Origin of the sequence: Sphingobacterium ginsenosidimutans (assembly GCF_039536865.1) — a bacterium.
Taxonomy (GTDB): Bacteria; Bacteroidota; Bacteroidia; order Sphingobacteriales; family Sphingobacteriaceae; genus Sphingobacterium; species Sphingobacterium detergens.
Genome location: NZ_BAAAZK010000007.1, coordinates 264,461 through 287,982, shown reverse-complemented (window position 1 = coordinate 287,982; position 23,522 = coordinate 264,461). Strand labels below are relative to the sequence as shown.

The window sequence follows — 23,522 nt, the reverse complement described above, 5'->3', positions numbered from 1 at the left end:
TATTTAGTATATCTATATATTTTAGCATTTATTTGGCAAAAAGAGCAGACAGCCCTTAGCACAACGTTGATTAATCCCGATCAGCCTAACATCACTTGGTCAATTTTCAGCAATATTCGACAGGATAAACAATTCAAGGATAATGTTGACCAGATTTTGTTTATTTTGGATATACTTTTATATAACACATCAAATTATCATCAATGGAAGTAGTACATAAAAACGACGAAAAACATGGCAGTTTTGAGGTAGTAGATCAAGGAAAATCAGCTGCACAAATGACATATACCTGGGCTGGACCAACAAAGTTTATCATTGACCATACCGAAGTCAACGAAAACTATACCGGCAAGGGATTAGGCAAACAACTATTGATGGCTGCCGTAGCCTTTGCCCGAAAAGAACATCTCAAAATCCTCCCCCTGTGTCCCTTTGCAAAGTCAGTCTTTGACAAACAAGCGGAGTTGGCTGATGTACTTTTCTAGTGCAACGAAAAAACATACAAGCAGGTTAGATCTTTCTATGAAAGATCTAACCTGCTTGTATCATTTAGACAAGTCTTATTTCACCAAGACCTATCCAAATACAATCGATTAAAACCTATTTAAAAATTTAAAGATAAGATCCGCCGCCAGTTTTGCTGTACGGGCATCGATATCAAAATATGGGTTTAACTCTGCGATATCCATGGATTTCAAATTAGGCAGCCCCACAATAGCACTGTACAAATCGAAAAATAGATCATCCGGATCAATACCATTAAAGGCTAGTGCACTTACGCCGGGTGCATAAGGAGCCGCAAAAGCATCCAGGTCGACAGTTAAGTATATATAATCAACCTGACTGGCAAATACTTCAATTTGCTCCTTAATAGCATTAAGCTTACCTGGAACCAGATCTCTTCGTTCGATAATCTGCGTATGCTTGGACTTTGCATAGTTGATAAGACCACTTGTATTACTGATCTCCTGTATACCAATCGCCATATAATGAAACGATTGGCCCATACCTTCACGATCCGCTTCAATCTGGTAAAATCCTGTTCCTGAATTCCCCTGCCCTCCAGCAAGTGCACGCATATCCAAATGAGCATCCAGGTTGATAATACCGACCTTATGTCCACCATCAGCCACAAAATCTTTTATGCCGAGATAATGCCCATAAGTCACCTCGTGTCCACCCCCCAATACAATAGGAAATCCACCTGCTTTAAGAATTGAAGACACAGCATAACCAAGCGCCATTTGACCAGACTCTAAATCACTATCTTTAAGCAAAATATCACCAGCATCTTTAAGCTGTAGTTCAGATGAAAAATGTACCGGCAGATTAGCAAGTACGTTTCGTATAGCGCCAGGTCCATCTTTCGCACCTACCCGTCCCTGGTTGCGGGCGACACCTTCGTCACTGCAAAACCCCAAGAACACCACTGACCGATTCAAATTGGGATCGACCAACAGGTCCGTACATTCCATCAATTGATGCCAGCGCATCCAATCCCTTTGTTCGCCGTCGATTCGCCCTTTCCAGACGGCCTGGTCTCCCCTTATATATAAGTCCCGCTGGTTAAGTAAAAGATTCATTCGTTGTCATTAAACAATTCATCAATAATATGGTCGTCCACCAGTTGTGCCCGGGTAACCTGTAGCGTTGGATTACTTGCCATTGCACTATCCAAGGCTTGATTTGCCTCTTTATTACGTGCCCAGGCACGCCTAGCGATACCATTATTCACATCAAAGTACAACATTTTCTCCAGTTTACCATCTGCGGCTACCGAACCATCAAGCAACATCCCGAAACCACCATTGATTACTTCGCCCCAGCCAACACCGCCGCCATTGTGAATGGAGACCCAGGTTGCACCTCGAAAACTATCACCTATTACATTATGTATCGCCATATCCGCGGTAAACTGGCTTCCGTCATAGATATTACTCGTCTCCCGATAAGGGGAGTCCGTTCCACTGACATCGTGATGATCTCGTCCCAATACAACTGGACCAGCAAGTTCTCTGTTTCGAACGGCTTCGTTAAATGCTTTGGCAATAGCGATACGGCCATTAGAATCAGCATACAGGATACGGGCTTGTGAGCCCACAACCAACTTATTCTTTCCGGCCTCCTTGATCCATTGGATGTTATCCAACATCTGCTGTTGGATCTCCTTTGGCGCTATCGCCTGAAGCGATGTCAGTACATCCATTGCAAGCTGATCTGTCTTTTCCAGATCTGTAGCCTCTCCGGAGGTACATACCCAACGAAAAGGACCAAAACCATAGTCAAAGCACATGGGACCCAAAATATCCTGAACATAAGATGGATATATAAATTTATCTCCTTCCGAATCCAATATTGCCGCTCCGGCACGACTACTTTCCAGCAGAAATGCATTGCCATAGTCGAAGAAATATGTACCCTTGGCAACATGATTATTAATGGCATCTACATGACGAACTAAAGTTGCCTGAACAAGCTGCTTAAATCTATCCGGATCGGTGGCCATCAACACATTGGACTCGTCAAAAGATAAGCCCATTGGATAATAACCTCCAGACCAGGGATTATGAAGCGATGTCTGGTCAGATCCAACAGTCACATAAATATGCTCACGGTCAAAGGCTTCCCAGACCTCCACAATATTACCAATATAAGCAAAGGATATCGTCTGCTTTTTATCCATCGCTATGCGAACCTGCTCCACCAATTGGGCAATATCTTCCACCAATACATCTACCCAACCCTGCTCGTGTCTTTTTTTCGCGGCTGTAGGATTGACCTCAGCACAGACGGTAATGCAGCCAGCAATATTACCCGCTTTTGGCTGTGCACCACTCATCCCCCCAAGGCCGGAGGTCAAAAACACTTTTCCTTGGATAGACTCTCCAACTGGAAGCTGCCGACGGAAAGCGTTCATGACCGTAATTGTTGTTCCGTGCACAATACCTTGTGGGCCAATGTACATATAGGAACCTGCAGTCATCTGCCCATATTGGGTGACACCAAGCGCATTGTACCGCTCCCAATCATCGGGTTTCGAATAATTCGGAATCATCATACCATTGCTGACAACAACCCGGGGAGCATGTTCCGAAGATGGAAATAAACCCATTGGATGACCACTGTACATATGCAACGTCTGTTCATCCGTCATCTGCGAAAGATAATGCATCGTCAGGCGGTATTGTGCCCAATTTTGAAATACGGCACCATTACCGCCATAAGTAATCAACTCATGGGGATGTTGGGCAACAGCAGGATCCAAGTTATTCTGAATCATCAGCATAATGGCTGCTGCTTGTTTACTTTTTGCCGGGTAGGCTGCTATTGGACGTGCATACATTTCATAACTTGGCCTAAAACGATACATATAGATCCTTCCGTACGCTTTTAATTCGGCCAGAAACTCCGGTGCCAATTCTGCATGCCATGATTTTGGGAAGTAACGCAGGGCATTTCTGAGCGCAAGCTTTTCCTCTTTTTTAGAAAGAATATCTTTGCGTCGTGGTGCATGACTTACAGTCAGATCACGCGCTATCTTGGGGGGTAGCTGCGAAGGGATACCTTCTGCGACTACACGACTAAATACATTGTCCATCATCGTTCAATTGAAAACACTTCCTTACCATTTTTCCAGACAGCCGAAGGCTGCATACTTCCTTGATAATAAGTGATATTTTGATAATTATTGGTCTGAAATAAACTAAAATCCGCTCGCATTCCCTTTGCCAGTTTCCCGCGATCATGCAGATTCAAGGCATGTGCTGCCCGGAAGGTCAATGCTGACAAAACCTCCGCGTTGCTGAGCTTTTCCATTGTTGCCAATATACAGGCACTGGTCAGCAATTGGCCAATCGGCGCGGACCCCGGATTCCAGTCACTTGCGATTGCTAAACTTGCACCAGCGTCCAACAGTTTGCGTGCCGGTGTGAAAGCACAACCGATACCAATAGATGCCGCAGGCAATGCCACCGCAACGGTATCTGAATGTGCCAAAAGCTCAATTTCGATTGCAGTAGACGCTTCAAGGTGATCAGCGGATCGTGCTCCTAATTCCACTGCAACTTGACTTCCGGAGGTGCTGAACTGATCTGCATGAACCGTCAAATCGAAGCCCATTTCTTTGGCCCGTTGCAAGTACGGTCTGATCGTTTCGGCGTCAAATGCTGTTTTTTCAATAAAAGCATCCACCCGATTGGCCAACTGCTGTGCTTTCAATTCTGGGAAGAGAGCTGCCTCCATCAAATCAAGGTAATCTTTTGCCGATCCCTTATAGTCCCGTGGCAGCATATGTGCTGCTAGACAAGTCGGTATTAAATCCGCAGCAGTTTGGTCATTTGCCCTCTTAATAGCGCGCAAAATCTTAAGTTCTTCTTCAACTTGAAGACCATAACCACTTTTAACTTCGATAGTTGTAATACCTTGCCGCAATAAAAAACCGGAACGATCGATAGTCAGTTGTACCAGTTCATCTTCAGCACTGGCTCTTGTCTGGGATACCGTACTCCAAATTCCCCCGCCGGATTCCGCAATTTCCAGATAGGAAGAACCTGCGTTACGAAGCGCAAAATCATTTGCCCGCTGCCCTGCATAGCTAATGTGGGTATGGCAATCCACGAAGCCTGGTAAAGCAACCTGATCACCTTCAAGATGGATGATGGTAGCTCTTTCCTGCCATTGTTGACATAAAAGCTCAAAATCACCTATCTCTTGAATGATTTCTCCTTCAATCAAAATGCCAGCATGATCAATGATCTGTAATTCGTTATCCTTTATAGCACCTTTCAATGAAATATGATCCATTGTCAATAATTGCCTGAAAGGACCTATAAGTTTTAAATCTTTTTCCATGATATGCCAATCTAAAATGTATCAAAACGTTCTACCAACGCGGTCTCAACATCTTGCTGCGGATTAGTCTGCTGACGTAGGGTAATCAGTTCACCCGATTTGACCAATTCCAATGCATTCGTTAACAAAGCTTCCATTGGCTGATCGGATTCAATATGTGGAATAAACTGCCGTATGCGTTCATGAACCGCTTCCAATGCCGGAGTAGACCGCAGCGGGTGATGATAATCCTTCGCCTGTGCTGCGCATAACAATTCAATACTTAGTATTTTATCCACATTGTCGATCACCTGTAGTAACTTTCTACCCGAAATGGAACCCATACTCACATGATCTTCTTGTCCCAGTGATGTTGGGATACTATCCGCACTTGCTGGAAAACACAAACCCTTATTCTCACTTGCAATAGCAGCCGTACTATATTGGAGAATCATAAAACCAGAATTAAGTCCTGTCGATTTCATCAACAACTTAGGCACCCCATTGGTTTGCCCCTCCAGGGATAAATACACCCTCCGATCTGATATATTACCTATTTCCGATACGGCAAGTGTCGCATAATCCAAAGGCAAAGCAATGGACTGTCCATGAAAACTGCCGCCACTGATCGTTAATTCATCGTTTATAATAACAGGATTATCTGTTACCGAGTTGATTTCAACCTCGATCGTGTCCTTTAAGTGAAGCCATGCATTACGTGAAGCGCCATGCACCTGTGGGATACAACGTAAAGAATACGGATCCTGAACACGCGAACAATCTTTATGACTTTCTAAAATAGCTGACCCATAAAGTAGGGAATGGATATTTGAAGCAACATAGCGATTGCCAGCATGTGGACGCAGTTGGTGTAATTCGGAAAAGAAAGGTTTAATGGATCCATTCAGCCCTTCGATCATCAACGCAGCAATAATATCCGCATTTTGAAGTACTCTGTTGAACTCGCTTACAGCTTTCACACCATGAGCAGCCATAAACTGTGTCCCATTGATCAAGGCCAATCCCTCCTTAGCACCTAATTGAACAGGCTTAAGACCATGTTGCACTAAAATATCTGCCGTTGTATAAATCTCACCCTTGACATTCACTTTGCCAAGCCCAATCAGGGGCAGGAAAAGATGGGACAATGGTGCCAGGTCCCCCGAAGCACCAACTGACCCCTGTTTGGGTACAACAGGAATAACATCCTGCTCGATATGCCATATTATACGTTCCAATGTACTGTACTGAACACCCGAAAAGCCCTTGGCCAATGCATGAACTTTCAATATAAGCATCACTTTGGCCAAATCATTTGCGATGGGCTCGCCCATCCCTACAGCATGGCTCTTCAGGATATTCTCCTGCAGCACCTGCGTCTGATCCGCATCAATCAGTGTTGTACAAAGCGGACCAAAGCCGGTATTGATACCATAAACCACCTGCCCACGTTCGACAATCTGGCGTACATAGGCTGCACTCTGATCGATAGCTGCCTTCACTTCTGCTGAGATCTCCCCTTTAACTTCCCCTTTTGCTATTGCCAAGGCAATGGAACTGGTTAAATGTCCACTACCGTATAAAAATTTTTCCATTGTTATAAAGCTTTTCTCAAATTTAGCCGCTATATTTAATAATTAGAAATACCATTTTTATCATCAATTGATAACCATGAATTATCAGATAGAACTTAGACATCTTCTCTATTTTAAAGTATTAGCCGAAGAGCTCCATTTCAGAAAAGCTGCTGAACGGCTGTTCATTGCCCAGCCGGGGCTGAGTCGACAGATCAAGCAACTGGAAGAAAACTATCACGTAACGCTGTTTGAGCGCAATAAAAGAAATGTCTCCTTAACGGAGGCCGGAGGTTATCTCTTTGACGAGGTGAAAGAACTGTTTAGGCATCTGGATCAGATTGAAACGCAGCTCCAGAGTTTGGCCAACGGCAAGATCAGCACCCTAAAGTTGGGCTTTATCGGATCAGCAGTACAAACAATATTACCTCAGTTGTTGCTCACCCTCAAACAAAAGCAACCCGACATCGAACTGTCACTACACGAACTTGCCAATGAAACACAATTGGATCTTATTCAAAAAAAAGAACTTGATTTCGGTTTTGTCCGTCTTTCCGAAACACCGATAGGACTGCATAGCCTTCCTATCCATACAGAACATTTCAGTCTGGTGCTACCAAACAATCATCCCCTGTTAAAACAGGAGAAACCTGATCTATACCAATTAAAGGACGAATCTTTTATTCTGTTTTCCAAAAATTACAGTCACTCCTATTATGATTTGGTCATGAGTATTTTTCAGGATCATCAGTTTACACCAAAAGTTACACTCCGGACAGTAAATGCATTAACCATATTTAATATGGTGGTACAAGGACTAGGCGTCGCCATTGTACCGGCGTCTTTAAAAAATGGTTATCAGGTTGATGTACGTTTTCTTGAACTAGATGGCCTAGCACAACGAACTACCTTATCTTTGGTTTGGAATGCCGAAAACCGCAACCCAGGGATACCTTTCGTTTTAGACATTATTGCTTCTCAGGGCCTGAAAGCTATCATTACTGACACTTAGACCTTTTTTATCGTGGAAATATTTGATATATTTACTTGACTATATATTTAAAAAAACAAATTATGATTTTAGAAGTAGCCGTACTACAAATTATCGAGGGACAACAGTCTAATTTCGAACGTGATTATAAAACTGCTTGCCAGTACATTAGCGCCAGCAAAGGGTATATAACACATTCACTCCGCAAATGCCTTGAAAAGGATAACCAATACATCCTATTGGTCGAATGGGAAACTTTAGAGGATCATACAGTAGGTTTCAGAGAATCTCAATTATTTAAGGAATGGGAAAAACTATTACATCACTATTATGACCCCTTCCCGACAGTGGAACATTATGAAGTGTTAAAATAGTTTTTTCATCCATCTTTTTCAATAATATCTACTACCTTTGTAGGAATTATAAATTCAACTTTTAACCCCTGTAAAGTCCTGGACTTTATAGCTATGTACAGAATAAGATGTATACAAAAGAAAAAGCAAAAGTAAATAGTTTCACGGTAGACCATACCAAATTGAAACAAGGGATATATGCTAAAGCTTCCAATACCAATAGTAGCGCTATTGAAAGCTATACGACTTACGATATCCGCATGATCAGACCGAATTCACCGGAACGCATGTTGTCTCCGGAGGTGATGCATACATTGGAGCATTGTTTTGCGACAGAAATTAGAACAATTTTGGGAGATGAAGTCATCTATGTTGGTCCAATGGGATGCTGCACCGGATTTTATGTGGTCTTAGCGGGTACAGACAGAAGTCCCCAAGCTGTAGCCGAATTGATGAAAGAAGTGCTCGAAACGATTTTGACTGAAGGATACGAAGTACCTTTTCAAAATCCGATCAGCTGTGGTAACTACACATTCATGGATTTCACTACATCGAAACAAGCCTGTGTCAATTTCTTGCATTTAATCAATGCTGGAGAGCTCGCTTTCGAATACCCTTATATTGAAGAAAATTAAATGATTCTTAACAAAGAGATTGAAACAATCATTCTGGTAGCAAATAAAAATGAATTATCTTTTACTACCGAAAATAAATCAACCTTCATCTATGAAATAGGTGTTGGAAAAGTAAACGCGCTTTTGTCGTTGGCAACGCTCTATGAAGACATCAAAGCACTGGGCATCAACCCTGTTCTACTGAATGTTGGCACGGTCGGATGCACAAGATACCCAATTGGGCATGTATTGTATCCAAACTACTATGCTCAAGGTGATGCTTATACAGATGGATTCTTTTTAGAAAATACACTTTTCCTAAAAGGACAAGGAGTAATCGAATCGGTTTCCCTTGACAAATTTGACTACGAAGAGGCACTGCTGACTTCAGACCGTTTTATCAATGTCAATACGGCCTTCTATCAAGATATCAAACACCTGAACCCTTTGGCCTTTGATATGGAATCCTATGCGCTGGCAAATTTCTGCTTGCTCAAAAACCTGCCTTTTCACAGTATCAAGATCGTTTCAGATAACTGTGATGGTACAGTAAAAGATTGGGAAAGTATCCTTGGTGAAATTTCGGGGCGATTGGGGACAATCCTGGATGAGTTTATGAGAGACCGACTGGTCAAGGAAAAAATAGACATCCCGAGCGTTTCATAAGACTGAACACGCCATAAAAAGACCTGTAGCGAATACTACAGGTCTTTTTTTGAAATAATTATCGACTCTATTTACAGCTAAAAGTAAAGCGGAACTAACTATTACCTAAATTTTCTATTTAAGTCCGATAAAAATCACCAATAGACTTTATTTGAATTAATCAAAACGATTTTGAGCTAGGGTTTGTTCAGTTATATGGATACGCACCCATCGTTATATTCATTATAACTCTTCTACACTGCAAATAAATCGATCTAATATTTTTATGAAGAATAAAAAGAAAATAATAATTTCAAATAGACTGCCGATACAAATAGAACGAAAAAAAGACAAGCTTATCATCAAACCTAGTGCTGGTGGTTTGGCTACTGGCCTAAATTCGGCCTTTGACTCTACTGAAATCTGCTGGGTTGGCTGGCCTGGAATAGTTCCCAAAGATGACAGTGAAAAAGAGAAAATCATCGCACTGCTCAAGCCGATGAATCTGCTCCCCGTTTTTTTATCAAAAGAAGAAATCCACAATTTCTATGAAGGTTACTCCAATGAGGTCCTATGGCCAATATGCCACTATCAACCGAGCTATATCCATTTTGATCGGGAATACTGGTCAACTTATGTTGCTGTAAATAAAAAATTTTGTGATGCTGCGCTTTCGGCACCGCATTCTCCCGATTTTATCTGGGTACAGGATTATCAGCTCATGCTGCTGCCACAATTATTACGTCAAGAAAATCAGGAACTCAATATTGGCTATTTTCATCATATCCCCTTCCCTTCAGAGGAGCTATTTATGAATATTCCCCAACGGAAAGAGCTTATTGAAGGTTTACTCGGCGCGGATCTTATTGGATTTCACACCTTTGCAGATAGCCAAAATTTTCTTAATGCCTGTAAAAAAGTATTGCATGTACCTTGTGGTCACAATCAGCTCAAATACAGCGATAGACATATATTTGTAGAATCATTCCCCATGGGAATAGACTACGACAAGTTTGTCCGCACGAGTTCCCTTCCCGAAGTTAATGCCATCGCCACCCAATTTCGCAGTCATTTTCCAAACCAAAAAATAATAATATCAGTAGACCGGCTTGACTATAGCAAAGGCATATTGGAAAGACTACGTGCTTTCCTGACCTTCCTGGAAAAATATCCGGAATGGCATTCCAAAGTCGTACTGTATATGCTGATCGTTCCTTCCAGAGATAAGGTGTCACAATATAAAAAACTGAAAGATGAAATCAACCGAAAAGTCAGCGAGATTAATTCAATTTATGGCAATCTGAGTTGGACTCCCGTACTCTATTTTTATAAATCCCTTCCTTTTGAAGAACTTATAGGACTCTATATTGCATCTGATATATGTATGATTACTTCGACGAGAGATGGCATGAATCTCGTTAGCAAGGAATATATCGCCTGTAAGACCAATTCTGATGGTGTATTGATTCTGAGTGAATTTGCAGGTGCTTCGAAGGAACTCGTAGATGCGCTTATTGTCAACCCATACAACCGAGTTGAAACTGCGGATAGTATCTATCATGCGATTAGAATGCCACCAGAAGAGATTCGCGAACGTACAGAAGCTAATCGCCAGATTATACAGAAGTTCAACGTACATCATTGGGTTCGCCTTTTTCTAGATCGAATGGCAGAAACAAAGGCCATACAACGTGATGAATGGGCAAGGCGAATTTCAGATAAAGTTTTTAACAGTATCGCTGAACGGTACAGACAAAGCCATAACAGGCTCTTTTTTTTGGATTATGACGGCACACTGGTCAAATTTCAAAATCATGCCCAGAAAGCTAGCCCAACGGTTCTTTTGTACAATCTCCTGGATAGTATTATCGCCGATCCGCTCAATACGTTGGTCATCATCAGCGGGCGTTCGCAGGAGAGCTTATCTACCTGGTTTGATGGGCGCTCCTACTATTTGGTCGCTGAACATGGGATATGGTCTAATTTTCCCAACTTTAACTGGGCCTACAAAAAGGGCTTGGCACTACACTGGATGCCAGAAGTCAAAAAGCTGATGGAAAAGTTGGCTGATCAGACACCCGGTGCCTATATAGAAGCCAAACCATACTCCTTGGCCTGGCATTACCGTAAAGTGGAACAAGGACTCGGAGAACTCAAAGCCGCAGAACTGAAGGAAATTTTAAATCCTATGTTAAATGACTATGGATTACAGCTCCTTGATGGAAATGCCGTAATTGAAGTTAAGAATACCGAAGTCAACAAAGGAAAAGCTGCCCTAGAAATCGCGGGGCATATTAAAGCCGATTTTCTATTGGCTATCGGTGATGATGTCACCGATGAAGATCTTTTCAAATATCTACCCCGCTCTACTATTAGCATAAAAGTTGGCAACAATAAATCGGCAGCAAAATATTATTTGGATCAACAGGAAGATGTACTTCAATTTTTAAATCAACTTATTATAAATCATGAAGGAAAATAAGACAGCAAACAGACATATGTATCAAGCGGGTATCATTGGCAACTGTTCCTATATAGCGCATGTAGACATTAACAGTAATATCTCTTGGTTATGTTGGCCATCATTTGAAGATAGTTTCGTTTTTGGTGGTCTAATAGATAAAAACCAAGGGGGCTGTTTCGTCGTAAAACCCGAAGAAGAAATTGTAGAAACGAAACAGTATTACATCAAAAATTCAAATATACTCTGTACAGAAATCCATACTGAATCTTTTGCCTATCGCATAACAGATTTCGCACCCCGATTCGAACAATTTGGACGATATTTTAAACCGCTGATGTTGATCCGTAAAATAGAACCGCTACGCGGTGCACCCAGCGTTAATATCCAATGTCAGCCCACGGGAAATTATGGTCGTAATGCGTTAAAAGCCACGCGGGGAAGCAACCATATTCTCTATAGTAGCGCTGATATCGGTGAACGCATTCGCCTGACGACAGATGTACCGATATCACATTTTTTTCAAGAGGACAGCTGGACAATTATCAGCGAGAATAAATATCTTATATTGACCTATGATGCAGCTTTCGAATCTGCGATTGCCAGCACATGTGAAGACTTCTTTGTCAAAACATTGAGCTACTGGCAGCGCTGGATTAAAAGATGTAGTATCCCCAATATCTACCAAAAAGAAGTGATTCGTTCGGCCCTGGTACTCAAATTGCACCAATATGAAGATACAGGAGCTATTATTGCCGCATCGACCACCAGCCTACCCGAATTTCCGGACTCAGGAAGGAACTGGGATTATCGCTATTGCTGGGTCCGTGACAGCTATTATGTATTGACCGCATTGACGCATATTGGTCAGTTTGAAGAAATGGAAAGTTTTGCCAACTATATCGCTGGTATTACACATCACAACCCGGGCAGGCTTCAACCCCTATATGGCATACTGGGGACCTCCGAATTAACAGAGCATATTCTACCCTATCTAAAAGGATATCAGGATAGCGGCCCCGTTCGCATCGGCAATCAAGCATTCGAACATATCCAAAACGATGTATATGGACAGGCAATGATAGCCTTACTCCCACTGTTTACAGACCAACGTTTCAAAGTCCACGAGAACAAAAATGTACTGGGCTGGGTAAACTTTATTCTGGAGAAAATCGAAGCAACGATCGATGAAAAAGATGCCGGAATCTGGGAATTCAGAAATTTTGCCAACCACCATTGTTATTCCAACCTTTTTCAGTGGGTCGGCTGCAAGGCTGCTTTGCTTATCGCCCGCCAAAATGGTTATCAAGATATGGAACAGCGCGCCTCTGTTTTGCTCGAAAAGGCAGCCACTTATATTGAAGCTTGCTATGACGAAGAAAGAAAAGTTTACCAAAATGCGTTGAACAGCCGAAATTTAGATGCCAGCACACTACAGCTGATTGTCATGGATTACTTAGATCCCAAATCAGATCGGGCTTGGCAGCATCTCGAAATGCTTGAAAAAGAACTGAAAGGTGAAAATGGACTCTTTTACCGTTACAAACACCAAGATGATTTTGGCAAACCCAAATCTACCTTTTTAGTTTGTGCATTCTGGTATGTGGAAGCTTTGGCCTGCGTAGGAAGAGTTGAAGAAGCAAAAGAAATACTGGAAAAGCTGTTGACCTACAGTAACCATCTGGGCTTATTCAGTGAGGATGTTACGGAAGATAATGGTAGCCAATGGGGCAATTTCCCACAGGCATATAGCCACGTAGGACTGATGAACGCTGTATATCGGCTCGCCATTAAATTGGACAAGCCCATCTTTTCATTATAAAGCACAAAAAATGCGGTCAACTAGATTGACCGCATTCTCTTCTTATATGTAAGTTTACAATTAATCGAATGCTTACATTTTATCTAACCAATCTTCCACCTCTTCTTTTGTCTTACCAGTTTTTTGTTGCAACTTACCCAACAACTCATCTTCTTTACCTTCTGCATATAACAAATCATCATCGGTCAAATCAGCATATTGTTGCTTTACTTTTCCTTTTAACTCGTTCCAACGTCCTTTCCATGTTAAATTACTCATAATACTTCCTTTTAGTTTAAAAATGAAATGATATACTATATATTATATTAAAGTTTTTATATCAACGTTTGTTTATATTCATCGAAATGTTCACATATTTCTTCCATTCCGATACTTTTACCCATTAGATCAATGAAGCGGTTTTTATAAAGTGAAAAAATATACAAACCTGTAGCAATATTCCCGATAACAAATATGCCTTCAAGTTCGTTGCTTCTAACGATCTTATCCTTCAAATGACATTCCTTTAGCAATGGAATATTGTAGGAAGACCATTTTCCCATTCGATCTCTAAGTATCAATCCAATATCTTTTGCTTTTACCATTGTTATTGTGTTTTCTAATGATAGAACAGTTGTCAAAGGTTAAATGTTTCAAAAATTCAACGACTAAAAACAGAACAAGTGTTTAATTTTAAGTCCACCGTATTTATACGTCCGTTTATCGTTCGACTACCTGGCCTGACTATGGGGTCATGGCAGGAGTCATACTATTATTACAGGCCCCTACCTAGCATTTCCGATTCCCTAATTGCATTGGGAATACCCTGATTAACATGGTCGATTGAAAAAAAAAGTTTCCAAACCTTTCGGAATGGAAACTTGATGTTAAAGGTCTCCCATGGAGTAAGGTTTATTTTTTACCTGGCAAGTAGATCTGGAACCCAACGCCTACACCCAAACCACTCGCTCCAGTACCGGTATTAATGCTGGCCTTGCTATAATTGTAACCGAAAGTTGCTTCCAAGGCTACAGTTCTGGTAATAAAATGCGCATAACCAACATTTGCTCCTAATGCCAATGCAGCACTTTTTCCAACTGAGCTCCCCGAGATACCGATGTCACCCTGACCGAAAAAACGTCCTGTGGACGAGCCACCTTGAGGAAAATAGTATCGAACAAAAGGTGCTATACCATAGGTCCATTCGTTGTCCGCATCCTTCTGTGTTCGCAAACCCAGGTTAGCCTGTGCACCGATTGCTAAACCGTCTGACACAAAATAGCCTGCGCGCGGTTGCAATGCGGCATTAAACGACTTTCCTTCGAAACTATAACCCAGACTACCGATTGATCCACCGACCATCCAGTTGCCTTGACGGATAGGCTCAACACCGACATCGGAGGACATCTGTGGTGTAGTTTCGATCTTTTGCGCGTTTGCCTGTAAACAAATACCGCCTGTAACCAATAAAAGTAGTGCAAATTTTCTCATAGTATCTTTTTTAATAAATTACTTTAGTTTAATAACAAGCTACATGGTTGAAAAGTTTTGTATTTATTATTAATTTCATTTTTAGTACAGAAACTATCTTATCCCATCCAATAGCAGCTCCATCGCACAAAAAGACAACGATTCGATACTGACAGCTGTTCATTTAGTAAAAAGGAATGATGAGAACAACAATTCAATTTCGTAGTGGTGCGCCGATGACATTTGAAGATGCTTTTATACTACTAAACGAAATAGACCCTATCGGCAATAGTCCAGGTACGGATAGCGGCACACCCGTACGCAAAGCTCCAAAGGTTCCTGACTTGAAAGAAGTAACACCGGATAACTATTATCCGGAAAGTGCTACCGGCCCCGACCCTACAGAGGAAGAGCAACGTGAAAGAGATGATCTGGACCATATCGATCCAGAACATGAAAAACATCCACAGAGGCCGGATCATGAAGAGGAGGATATCTATCCGCCCGACGCTGACCAGGAGGAGGACGTGGAAGAAAAAGGCATATAATCAAGAATTAAAAATAAAACGATATGACTAAAAATCATGGCAAACAGATCAAAGATGATGCGAAATACGAAGCTTTACGTCGTGAAGGTTACAGTAAGGAAAAGTCCGCGCGTATAGCCAATACGCCCGATTCAGGAAAAAAAGGTGGAAAAAGCGCTGATTTGGATGAAAGAAGTAAAGCAGAATTGCTTACGGAAGCAAAGAAAATCGGAATAAAAGGCCGCCATAAAATGACTAAGGAAAACCTAATCAAGGCGATTCGTTCATAATCAAAAAACTCCCTTCGTAAAGGGAGTTTTTTATTAACGGTTTCCTATTGAGGCGCTGATAGCATGTCTAATGTTTGACATCCTTTGAACTATCCTTTTGTGTGGAGTCCAGCAAGGTCGTATCCTTCTGCATACTCATCTTTTGCTGCTCACTCAAGTTGTACCTTGTCTCATCGGCATCACTCGGGGCAATATTATCCGATTGTCCGCTTCCCTCCTGATTATTTTTGGAGGAATTTTTACAGGAAAACAAGGTTGTGCTACCTAATAGTACAATAGCAATCATAGGTATTAATTTCTTTAATTCTTTCATATGTAATTATTTTTGTTTGCTAATCTTTATTAAAATAACCCTGTTCAAGAATCTTTAGTTCAATAAAAAATGAAAAACTGTTCCAATTGGCTACAAAGGCAGACAGTTTACCTGATTAAATTTTCATTATCAAGCCCCGTAATTAGGACATTTTTTTAGGGAATAAATACCCTATTGACCTGCAAAAAAAAAGTTTGGGCAGACAGTCATAAAGGCTTTATTTTTCGAATAAACTAGCCTTCATTGTAGCGTTTCAGCTACAAGGTGTCAAAATACGGCTATACGTATTTTCCGCAGTTAGCTGTTTAAACAAACATTAACAGCTCAATTTCAGAAAAAATTAGCACTCTAATTGCACCAATCTTTCAAGAAAATCAATCATTTTAATAAACGAAAGATATCATGAACAATTCCAATTTAAACTTGCTGGTCGAAGAAAAAAGAAGCTTATTGAAACATTTCGCGGGAAAATTCACTACTGATCCTGACGAAAAGGAGGACTTGATTCAGGAGACACTTATTCGCGCATTGAAGTCGATCGATGACTTTATTAAGCATCCCAAATTAATGTCCTGGCTGTACGTAATCATGAAAAATGTTTACATTAATCAGTATCGCAAAGCCAAGCGAACGAACGACATTCATGAAACCTACATTGGCCTCGAAGCCTACAATACAACTGAATCGAATAAAGGTGAAAACAAATTCGTATCAGACGACATCGAAAAGGCGATGTGCAACCTTTCGGAAGAAAATTACCAAATTTTCCAGTTATTTCTGGAAGGTTATAAATATCATGAAATTGCCTCCTATTTTGGGATGCCAGAAGGAACAATAAAGACGAGAATACATATGACACGTAAGAAATTACAAAAGCAGTTAAAAGTATATCAACTTAAATAAAACCAAATATCATTTTTATTGTTAACATAAAACAAGTCCTTCACAAAATTTAACAGTACAAAAAAACAGCTATATGAAGTCTAAAATCATAAAATTCGATCAGTACTACATGCCGGTTTTGCTGATTATTTGTGGTGGTCCTATCGGAAAGGGAAATAATAAGACAATCGTTCTGCCAGCTTCAACCACTGCAACAAATAAAAAACAAACTAAGGGCAATATGGAAGAGGAAAAGAAACCTGCTTCTTTAAATAAAACAAAATAAAATACATGCTAAAAAAGAGATCGCTTTAGCTAAATAAAGTGATCTCTTTTTTGTCTGCGCAATACCCCAACTGATTGATAGATCTTAGCACCGGCATTTTGCCTATTGATCAACAGCGTAGAAATACCTGTCCTTCTTTTTTTCCCAACGGAACAGTTCCTGCTTCAGTTCTTAGGTGGAAAGATAATTTAATCACATAAAAATCATACGACATGGAAACGATAACAATCAATGATAGTACTTTAATCAATGATTTGATACAAATCAATAATGACCGTATCGCCGGGTATAAAAAAGCAATTGAAATAGCAACACGACTCCATATTGAAGGCTTAAATGACATCTTTGTCGAATATATGAGTCAATCCGAGCTATTTATTGAGGAACTCAAACCTTATCTGGAGCAACAAGCTCAGGCGGCTACCGAGGGTACAATGGTCAGTGGCAAACTCTTTAGGGTATGGATGGATATCAAATCTGTCGTTTCAGGAAACGACGAAAAAAGTTTATTATCAAGTTGTGAACAAGGCGAAGATGCTTTTAAAAAGACCTATAAAGATGTTGTTGACAATCAAGATTGGGAAATTACACACGATTTATTACTTCTGATTGAAAAACAGCTCGCCATACAACTTGAAGCACATGAATACATCAAAACATTACGGGATAATGCATCTTAATTCATCTCGCTTTTATCCGAAGACCTAAGATCCTTATTAGCTCAATAAATGAGGATCTTTTTATTAAAATACAGCATCATTAAGCTCCATAAACTACCTGTATGAAGATAATAAATACCAAAGGATACACAAGACGTAAAGTTAAACAAAGCTTTAAATACTTTGATGACTCAGGTAAAGCGATTACCGATACAAAGGTATTGGACAGAATAAATCATTTGGTTATTCCGCCAAACTGGAAAGCTGTGTGGATTTCAAAAAATGCCAGGAGTGATCTACAAGCTTATGGTTTTGACCAGAAGGGCCGTAAACAATATATCTATCATCGCAAATTTGTTCAGCAAAAACAGACAGAGAAATTTAAGCATATACTTTATATGGGACAGTATCTGCAAGAGCTCAGAAAAATAACCTCCCGACATTTGAAACATCAGGACTGGGATATGGAAAAACTATGTGCAATTGCCTTTAAGATAATGGATAGCTCGCTTGTACGGATTGGAAACAAGCGTTATACCTTAGAAAATAAATCTTATGGACTCAGTACACTCGAAAAAAGACATGTAAAAATAACCGACAATACAATCATATTAGCCTATAAGGGTAAAAAGGGTGTCTTTCAGGAAAAATCCTGGAAAGACAAGCAGCAAGCGAAATTACTTAGCGAACTACTCCAGTTTAAAGGGAAAAGGCTTTTTCAGCTTGATAAAACATCTTGTGAAAGTAGATTTTGCGGTCGCATATTCAATGCTTATCTACGGGATCATTGTCCCGGCCAGATCAGCTGTAAAGATATCCGTATTTGGGGCGCCAGCCGCGAAGCGTTCAACCTTTTATCCCAAACAAAGCAAGGGGAAGATTTAAATACGCGAAAAAAACAGCTGAATGGGGTTATAAAGACAGTCGCCAAGCAGCTGGGCAATACCAAAACAGTTTCTGAAAATTATTATATCCATCCAGCTATACAGATGACATTTATGGAAGGAAGATTTCCATTTATCAAGGAAAAATTGACGCTCAGCAAGCTAGAAAACAAACTGTTTCGCTTCCTGTTAAAATATAGCTAATCCGCTATCGTCCAAATTTAAACCATTCGGACAAGGGATGCTTTCTATTTTCTAACCAAAAGGCCACCATTTCCATTGCAGTGACCGAAAATGTAATCCCATTGCCACCAAAACCACAGACAAAATAGCTGTTTTTAAACGCCTTATGTTCACCAATATACGGCAAGCCATCTTTGGTTACCCCAAAAGTTCCCGCCCAGCTAAAATCTCTAAAGAAAGGTTTATTGAATATTTTGTGAAAAGACTTTTCTAGCTTCTCCGACTTTTTGGCAATTAAGGCATCTCGCTTCTGTGGATCGCGAAACTCTTCATCCTCCCCCCCGATCAAAAATCGACCATCATCGGTCGTTCTCATATAAAGGTAAGGGTCGGAAGTGTTCCAGATCAATACGTCTTTATACGGTTGATACAATGTAGAGTCCACTTCGGAGACAATCGCGAAGGTACTTAACAAGTCCACAAACTTCTCAGGAATAACCGAAACAGTCTCATAGCCCGTGCAATATATAATTTTTTTTGTACGGATCGTTGCACCTGTAGATACGGTGACCACAGTGCCCTGCCCATTGCTTTTAACAGAGACAAGTTCCGTCTTATCAAATACCTCCAATCCCGCTTTTACATTATAAACCAATAGTTCATGGGTAAAGCAAAAAGCATCCATACTAGCGCCCTGTCCGGAAAGTATCCCACCATACACATTGGCTAGCCCATATTGCGCTTGAATTTCGGCCGCAGATAGCCAGTTGACGGCAAATCCTGCAGATTCCCGCGCATGAAATTCCTGTTTTAGCCATGGAATATCCTTTTTACGTGCGGCATAATATAAGGATTCCTTTGCGCGAAAACCGGCTTTAGATTTGATTTTCCGTGTAAGTAAACCAATGTCATCTATTGCTTTGCTACAGGCCTTATAACTGGCAATAGCGCCCTCTTCACCGATTAGTTTCTTTAATTCATAGAGCGGTGTATCAATCTCATATTGCAACATGGACGTTGTTGCTGCTGAGCTTCCATTAGCGATCTCCCGTTTATCAATAAGCACACAGTTCTTCCCCATCGCCATACATTGATGGGCAATGAGGGCGCCAGTGATTCCGCCACCAACAATTAAAATATCGCAGGTTTTGTCCTGATGCAGGGAGGGATAAGTCGCCAAAAGCCCATTTTTTATCAACCAAAAAGGTTCGTTAGATTTTAAATCCATAATAAGTGACAAGCAAATGCCTTAATAACCAAATACAAGAGGAAAAGTTTGGATTGCTGTTTCCTAAAGTTACATTTAACATACTCCAACGCGCCATGGTAGGCCATAGGTATTTCGCAGATTTGGCCTTGTCAGAAAAAGATCTTGCCAATAGATAATTTACAATTGTTCGCATCAAACCAAATTAAATCGAATTATGTTCTTTAGTAAAAAGGCATGAAAAATATTATTCCTGAACAGAAAGAAGGAAAGAAACTGGATTGCTTCGAATCCATTGATTTTGAGAGTACGGCAATGGCTGACCTGGCCTTTGATTCTGCATGTTCCAGTCTCTCGAATGTCAATCACTGGTATGAGCTAGCCACAATTCCAGCGACGACTTTTCAATTAACGAACAGTGTTGGACTGCCTATTGACCGCCCATTGGCGCTACATGACTATATTAGGCTGAATATCCCTGGTCCCGGTCTTCCCAGTAGTGCTGGATATAACTGGGTCAATGTCGTTAATATCATCCAGGATTCAACGGCCGAATATAAACTATATGCCTTAACCCTAAAACCTTGCCCAGACCCACAGCATCCGGAAAATAAAGATACCGCCCACTTTTTTGAAGGGGTCTCCTCCTCTACCTTTCTTGTAGAACAACGACGCAACAGCATTTTAATTCAGTATGCGGGACGAAACGAGATTATCAACGTGGAAAACCATAGCCTTGGAGACAATATCAGAAACTTAATCATTGGGATGGCTGCTAAAATAGGTGCATCCTATCCGCAGTGGAAACTGCTCGTCAAAGGCCTTGCAAACCATATCCGCAGCGAACAGAAATAAATATAGCAACAAACTGCCAGGTAGAATACGATTTTTTTAAAAGAAAATAATTTTAAATATTGAAATCTAACCAATAAAAACATCCGATTTGCCACAGATAACCATTCAAATTGTGTTAATTTTTTCGTATATTTAGGCTATATCATAAGGAGTTTTTGGGTTACGTATGAATACTGCTTTTCAATCTAACAATCAAAATACGATCAATCTTCAGCATTTTGGTAGTCTTGTTGTTTTGGATGAACAATTTACTATTGTGGGTTTGAGTGAGTTTGCAGCTGAAAAAGCTGCCCTTTCTACTTCCGCACTATTGGGAACAAACTTTTTTGAAAGTTTTGCTGTAGCCTTTGGCGATGCTATTCAAAAAATAGCGACTGCCTTGAGCGAGTTGCGGGAAAATGGACAATCACGTCATATTCTACCTATTAAAATATTCCAAGAACGTGTCTATTTTAAACTTAAAATATACCAAGGCCATTTTTATATTGAATGGGAGCAACAGCACAAAAAATATATATCCGCAAGAAAGATAAACGAATTCAACTTTTTACTTGACACCATCCAACCTAATAATTGGGACCGGGTCTGTTTGGCCATCAATAAATTATTGAATTACGATCGTGTTTTTGTTCTTCAGGTTCAAGAAACAGGATATAGTGAAGTGATTGCCGAACATACTTCTGATGGCAAACCTTATTTTAGAGGGAAAGAATTTTCTAAAGACTTCATGCCCAAAGAGGCAATGGAATATTATAGTAACTATTCGTATCGATATATCCCCAATGTTAAAAAAAATGACCAGAATTTTGTTTATGTAGAAGACAGCATCGATACGCTCTCCAGTTTGCTCTGCCCACTACCCCATCTCCATCGTCTTTTTCTGGAAAAGATCAATGTTCAGAGCGCCTTATTTTTCCGTATTTGTATAGATGAGGAATTTTGGGGGCTAGTTATAGCTCAGCACGCAGAAGAAAAAGTGATAGATCTGCAACAACGGAAGCTTTGTACTTTTGCTATTCAAGCCGCTACCAACAAATATGAAAGCCATGTTAAACAGAACCTGCTTGAAAGAACAGAACTCCTTAATAGCGCAGAAGTAGAATTAAAAAAAAGCCTATCTGAGAATAAAATGGTCAATTGTGCTTTGGTTCAGCACATAGATACCCTCATGCAATTAGTCAATGCGGACGGTTTGTCTATATTTAATCAGGGTGATGTATTTAACCATGGGCATACACCACATAAAAAACTGTTTTATGAAGTCATTCAATTCCTGCAAACGCATAGCGATAAAGCTTTATTCAAGGATTACAATTTTACATTAAATCATCAGAATCATTTTAAAGAAAAATTGAATTTTGCGGGTCTGATGTACCTCAAGGTCGGCATAGAAAGTGATTATTACCTTGTATGGTTCAGAAAAGCAAGCCAAAGTCGTGTCATGCAAATCCGGCAGGATCAAAAACACCGTCGAAAGCCGGATTATTTGGAGCTCTGGGAGGATGTTCGTTATGATGTGGCAAAGCCATGGAATGATGCTGAAGTCAATTTTGTGCTGCGATTGAACCAGATTATCAAAGAATCTATATTTAGAAAACTGAGAGAAAGACAGTTACTCAACGAAGAACTGTTGAGCCTGAACAATGAATTAGAAATGTTTACTTATACCCTATCGCACGATCTGAAAAACCCCTTGTCAATCTTAAAAATGGGTATACAATTTCTACAGCAGCATTCCGAAGATATTGATCTTTCAAAAACTAACAAATGGTATCAAAATTTCAGCAGGAGTGTTTCCAATATCGAAGACATCATCAACAATATGGTCCAATTGAGTCAACACCGTGCGAGCGTTTTGGACAAAGAGCCACTTCCCATGGCTTACACACTGCAGCGTATTTTCCAGGAAAACAAAACCCTTTATAATACACCTGATTGTCAATCATATTTTGGGCAATTACTACCGATTTGGGGTGAAAAGAGTGCCGTCTATCAGATCTTTACCAATCTTATTGTTAACGCGATCAAATATTCCGCCCAATCAGACAAGCCTACTATTAAAATTGAAAGTACAAATCAGGAAGATATGACTTATTATCGCATAAAAGATAATGGTATAGGCATCCCTGAGGAGCATCTGCCACATATCTATGAAATGTTTTCCCGTGCTGACAACGTCTCGGGTATTCCAGGTACAGGGATCGGACTATCCCTTGTTAAACGCGTCATGGAACGTTTGGGAGGTACAATAGAGATCGAATCCACAGTTGGTCTAGGAACAACAGTCCACCTATATTTTCCTATTGTGGCACCTTTTCCTGATCATATGCTCAATGATTGATTTACGTAGCTTCGGAGAATATGACTGCTACAAACCGCTCCGGAGCTAATCATATTGCTGATGATTGTCGGGTTGGAGTTCTGCCCAAAAAGATCAATGCTAGTTCTTCTTCGTTAATTTTCGGTAAACAACCAAGGTTATCACAAAAATAAAAATGAGAATAAAAAGCCAAATACCTGGTTCGGCATACCATTCATTTGAATTCCCGCTATTTAACGCTTCTGTTTGTTCCGATGGTTGTGTTACTAGAGCTAGTATATAATTTAAAACATAAGGTACCTTCATCATAATCTGTTTCGTTAATCCAACATCTATAGAACCCTAGTCATGCAAAAGTCGTTTGAATTGGATTAGTT

General features: G+C 40.4%; 24 protein-coding genes. 15 read left to right on the top strand and 9 right to left on the bottom strand.

The window, feature by feature from the left end:
• Window positions 1–203: 203 nt before the first annotated feature.
• Window positions 204–485, top strand: a complete 282-nt coding sequence (locus ABFX33_RS13525) for a GNAT family N-acetyltransferase (RefSeq protein ID WP_346086441.1) — start codon at window positions 204–206, stop codon at window positions 483–485.
• Window positions 486–593: 108 nt separating this feature from the next.
• Here ABFX33_RS13525 and hutG read toward each other — a convergent pair whose 3' ends face one another.
• The 4 genes from hutG to hutH are packed head-to-tail and all read right to left on the bottom strand — an operon-like array spanning window position 594 to window position 6,425.
• A complete protein-coding gene (gene hutG, locus ABFX33_RS13520) occupies window positions 594–1,583 on the bottom strand; it encodes a formimidoylglutamase (RefSeq protein ID WP_346086440.1) in 990 nt (329 codons plus the stop codon).
• Complete coding sequence (hutU, locus tag ABFX33_RS13515; RefSeq protein ID WP_346086439.1) at window positions 1,580–3,601, bottom strand: urocanate hydratase; 2,022 nt, start codon at window positions 3,599–3,601, stop codon at window positions 1,580–1,582. Before hutU ends, hutG begins: the two co-directional genes overlap by 4 nt.
• Window positions 3,598–4,851, bottom strand: coding sequence for an imidazolonepropionase (gene hutI, locus ABFX33_RS13510; protein WP_346086438.1), 1,254 nt, complete (start codon window positions 4,849–4,851; stop codon window positions 3,598–3,600). The genes hutU and hutI overlap by 4 nt, the downstream gene beginning before the upstream one ends.
• An 11-nt stretch (window positions 4,852–4,862) precedes the next feature.
• Window positions 4,863–6,425, bottom strand: a complete 1,563-nt coding sequence (hutH, locus tag ABFX33_RS13505; protein WP_346086437.1) for a histidine ammonia-lyase — start codon at window positions 6,423–6,425, stop codon at window positions 4,863–4,865.
• Window positions 6,426–6,501: 76 nt separating this feature from the next.
• Here hutH and ABFX33_RS13500 point away from each other — a divergent pair, with 76 nt between their 5' ends.
• The 6 genes from ABFX33_RS13500 (at window position 6,502) to ABFX33_RS13475 (ending at window position 13,290) form a co-directional block, all read left to right on the top strand.
• The gene (locus tag ABFX33_RS13500; protein WP_346086436.1) at window positions 6,502–7,416 is read left to right on the top strand and encodes a LysR family transcriptional regulator; all 915 of its coding nucleotides are present in this window, start codon (window positions 6,502–6,504) and stop codon (window positions 7,414–7,416) included.
• A 62-nt stretch (window positions 7,417–7,478) separates the two neighbouring features.
• Complete coding sequence (locus ABFX33_RS13495) at window positions 7,479–7,769, top strand: antibiotic biosynthesis monooxygenase family protein (protein ID WP_120257879.1); 291 nt, start codon at window positions 7,479–7,481, stop codon at window positions 7,767–7,769.
• Between the two features lie 107 nt (window positions 7,770–7,876).
• On the top strand, window positions 7,877–8,383 hold the full coding sequence (locus ABFX33_RS13490) for an S-ribosylhomocysteine lyase (RefSeq protein ID WP_120257880.1): 507 nt from the start codon (window positions 7,877–7,879) through the stop codon (window positions 8,381–8,383).
• Window positions 8,384–9,028, top strand: a complete 645-nt coding sequence (locus tag ABFX33_RS13485) for a 5'-methylthioadenosine/S-adenosylhomocysteine nucleosidase family protein (protein WP_257090170.1) — start codon at window positions 8,384–8,386, stop codon at window positions 9,026–9,028.
• Window positions 9,029–9,293: 265 nt separating this feature from the next.
• Window positions 9,294–11,489 (top strand): bifunctional alpha,alpha-trehalose-phosphate synthase (UDP-forming)/trehalose-phosphatase, encoded by a 2,196-nt coding sequence (locus ABFX33_RS13480; RefSeq protein WP_346086435.1) that lies wholly within the window; start codon window positions 9,294–9,296, stop codon window positions 11,487–11,489.
• On the top strand, window positions 11,476–13,290 hold the full coding sequence (locus ABFX33_RS13475) for a glycoside hydrolase family 15 protein (RefSeq protein ID WP_346086434.1): 1,815 nt from the start codon (window positions 11,476–11,478) through the stop codon (window positions 13,288–13,290). Before ABFX33_RS13480 ends, ABFX33_RS13475 begins: the two co-directional genes overlap by 14 nt.
• Before the next feature lie 72 nt (window positions 13,291–13,362).
• On the opposite strand, the gene ABFX33_RS13470 is transcribed toward ABFX33_RS13475, so the two are convergent.
• From ABFX33_RS13470 to ABFX33_RS13460, 3 genes are all read right to left on the bottom strand, one after another.
• On the bottom strand, window positions 13,363–13,548 hold the full coding sequence (locus ABFX33_RS13470) for a CsbD family protein (RefSeq protein WP_104382022.1): 186 nt from the start codon (window positions 13,546–13,548) through the stop codon (window positions 13,363–13,365).
• Between the two features lie 56 nt (window positions 13,549–13,604).
• Window positions 13,605–13,874 carry a hypothetical protein gene (locus tag ABFX33_RS13465; RefSeq protein ID WP_223585233.1) on the bottom strand — a complete coding sequence of 90 codons (270 nt, stop codon included), beginning with the start codon at window positions 13,872–13,874 and terminating at the stop codon, window positions 13,605–13,607.
• 307 nt (window positions 13,875–14,181) lie between these two features.
• Window positions 14,182–14,760 carry a hypothetical protein gene (locus tag ABFX33_RS13460; RefSeq protein WP_120257884.1) on the bottom strand — a complete coding sequence of 193 codons (579 nt, stop codon included), beginning with the start codon at window positions 14,758–14,760 and terminating at the stop codon, window positions 14,182–14,184.
• 176 nt (window positions 14,761–14,936) lie between these two features.
• On the opposite strand from ABFX33_RS13460, the gene ABFX33_RS13455 reads away from it, so the two are divergent.
• Window positions 14,937–15,287, top strand: a complete 351-nt coding sequence (locus ABFX33_RS13455; protein ID WP_257090165.1) for a hypothetical protein — start codon at window positions 14,937–14,939, stop codon at window positions 15,285–15,287.
• A gap of 23 nt (window positions 15,288–15,310) precedes the next feature.
• The gene (locus tag ABFX33_RS13450; RefSeq protein WP_120257886.1) at window positions 15,311–15,556 is read left to right on the top strand and encodes a DUF7218 family protein; all 246 of its coding nucleotides are present in this window, start codon (window positions 15,311–15,313) and stop codon (window positions 15,554–15,556) included.
• A 67-nt stretch (window positions 15,557–15,623) separates the two neighbouring features.
• On the opposite strand, the gene ABFX33_RS13445 is transcribed toward ABFX33_RS13450, so the two are convergent.
• Window positions 15,624–15,869 (bottom strand): hypothetical protein, encoded by a 246-nt coding sequence (locus tag ABFX33_RS13445; protein WP_257090164.1) that lies wholly within the window; start codon window positions 15,867–15,869, stop codon window positions 15,624–15,626.
• A 402-nt stretch (window positions 15,870–16,271) separates the two neighbouring features.
• Here ABFX33_RS13445 and ABFX33_RS13440 point away from each other — a divergent pair, with 402 nt between their 5' ends.
• The 4 genes from ABFX33_RS13440 to ABFX33_RS13425 all read left to right on the top strand — a co-directional run bounded on the left by ABFX33_RS13440 (window position 16,272) and on the right by ABFX33_RS13425 (window position 18,784).
• Window positions 16,272–16,772, top strand: a complete 501-nt coding sequence (locus tag ABFX33_RS13440) for an RNA polymerase sigma factor (RefSeq protein ID WP_223580154.1) — start codon at window positions 16,272–16,274, stop codon at window positions 16,770–16,772.
• A 73-nt stretch (window positions 16,773–16,845) separates the two neighbouring features.
• Entirely contained in the window at window positions 16,846–17,037 is a 192-nt protein-coding gene (locus ABFX33_RS13435) for a hypothetical protein (RefSeq protein ID WP_257090163.1), read from the top strand.
• A gap of 212 nt (window positions 17,038–17,249) precedes the next feature.
• The gene (locus tag ABFX33_RS13430; protein WP_346086433.1) at window positions 17,250–17,717 is read left to right on the top strand and encodes a ferritin-like domain-containing protein; all 468 of its coding nucleotides are present in this window, start codon (window positions 17,250–17,252) and stop codon (window positions 17,715–17,717) included.
• Between the two features lie 101 nt (window positions 17,718–17,818).
• Window positions 17,819–18,784, top strand: a complete 966-nt coding sequence (locus ABFX33_RS13425; protein WP_346086432.1) for a DNA topoisomerase IB — start codon at window positions 17,819–17,821, stop codon at window positions 18,782–18,784.
• 4 nt (window positions 18,785–18,788) lie between these two features.
• On the opposite strand, the gene ABFX33_RS13420 is transcribed toward ABFX33_RS13425, so the two are convergent.
• Entirely contained in the window at window positions 18,789–19,991 is a 1,203-nt protein-coding gene (locus tag ABFX33_RS13420; RefSeq protein ID WP_346086431.1) for an NAD(P)/FAD-dependent oxidoreductase, read from the bottom strand.
• A gap of 216 nt (window positions 19,992–20,207) precedes the next feature.
• Here ABFX33_RS13420 and ABFX33_RS13415 point away from each other — a divergent pair, with 216 nt between their 5' ends.
• Complete coding sequence (locus ABFX33_RS13415; RefSeq protein WP_257090158.1) at window positions 20,208–20,825, top strand: hypothetical protein; 618 nt, start codon at window positions 20,208–20,210, stop codon at window positions 20,823–20,825.
• Window positions 20,826–20,991: 166 nt separating this feature from the next.
• The gene (locus tag ABFX33_RS13410) at window positions 20,992–23,166 is read left to right on the top strand and encodes a GAF domain-containing sensor histidine kinase (RefSeq protein WP_346086430.1); all 2,175 of its coding nucleotides are present in this window, start codon (window positions 20,992–20,994) and stop codon (window positions 23,164–23,166) included.
• The last annotated feature ends 356 nt before the right edge of the window (window positions 23,167–23,522 follow it).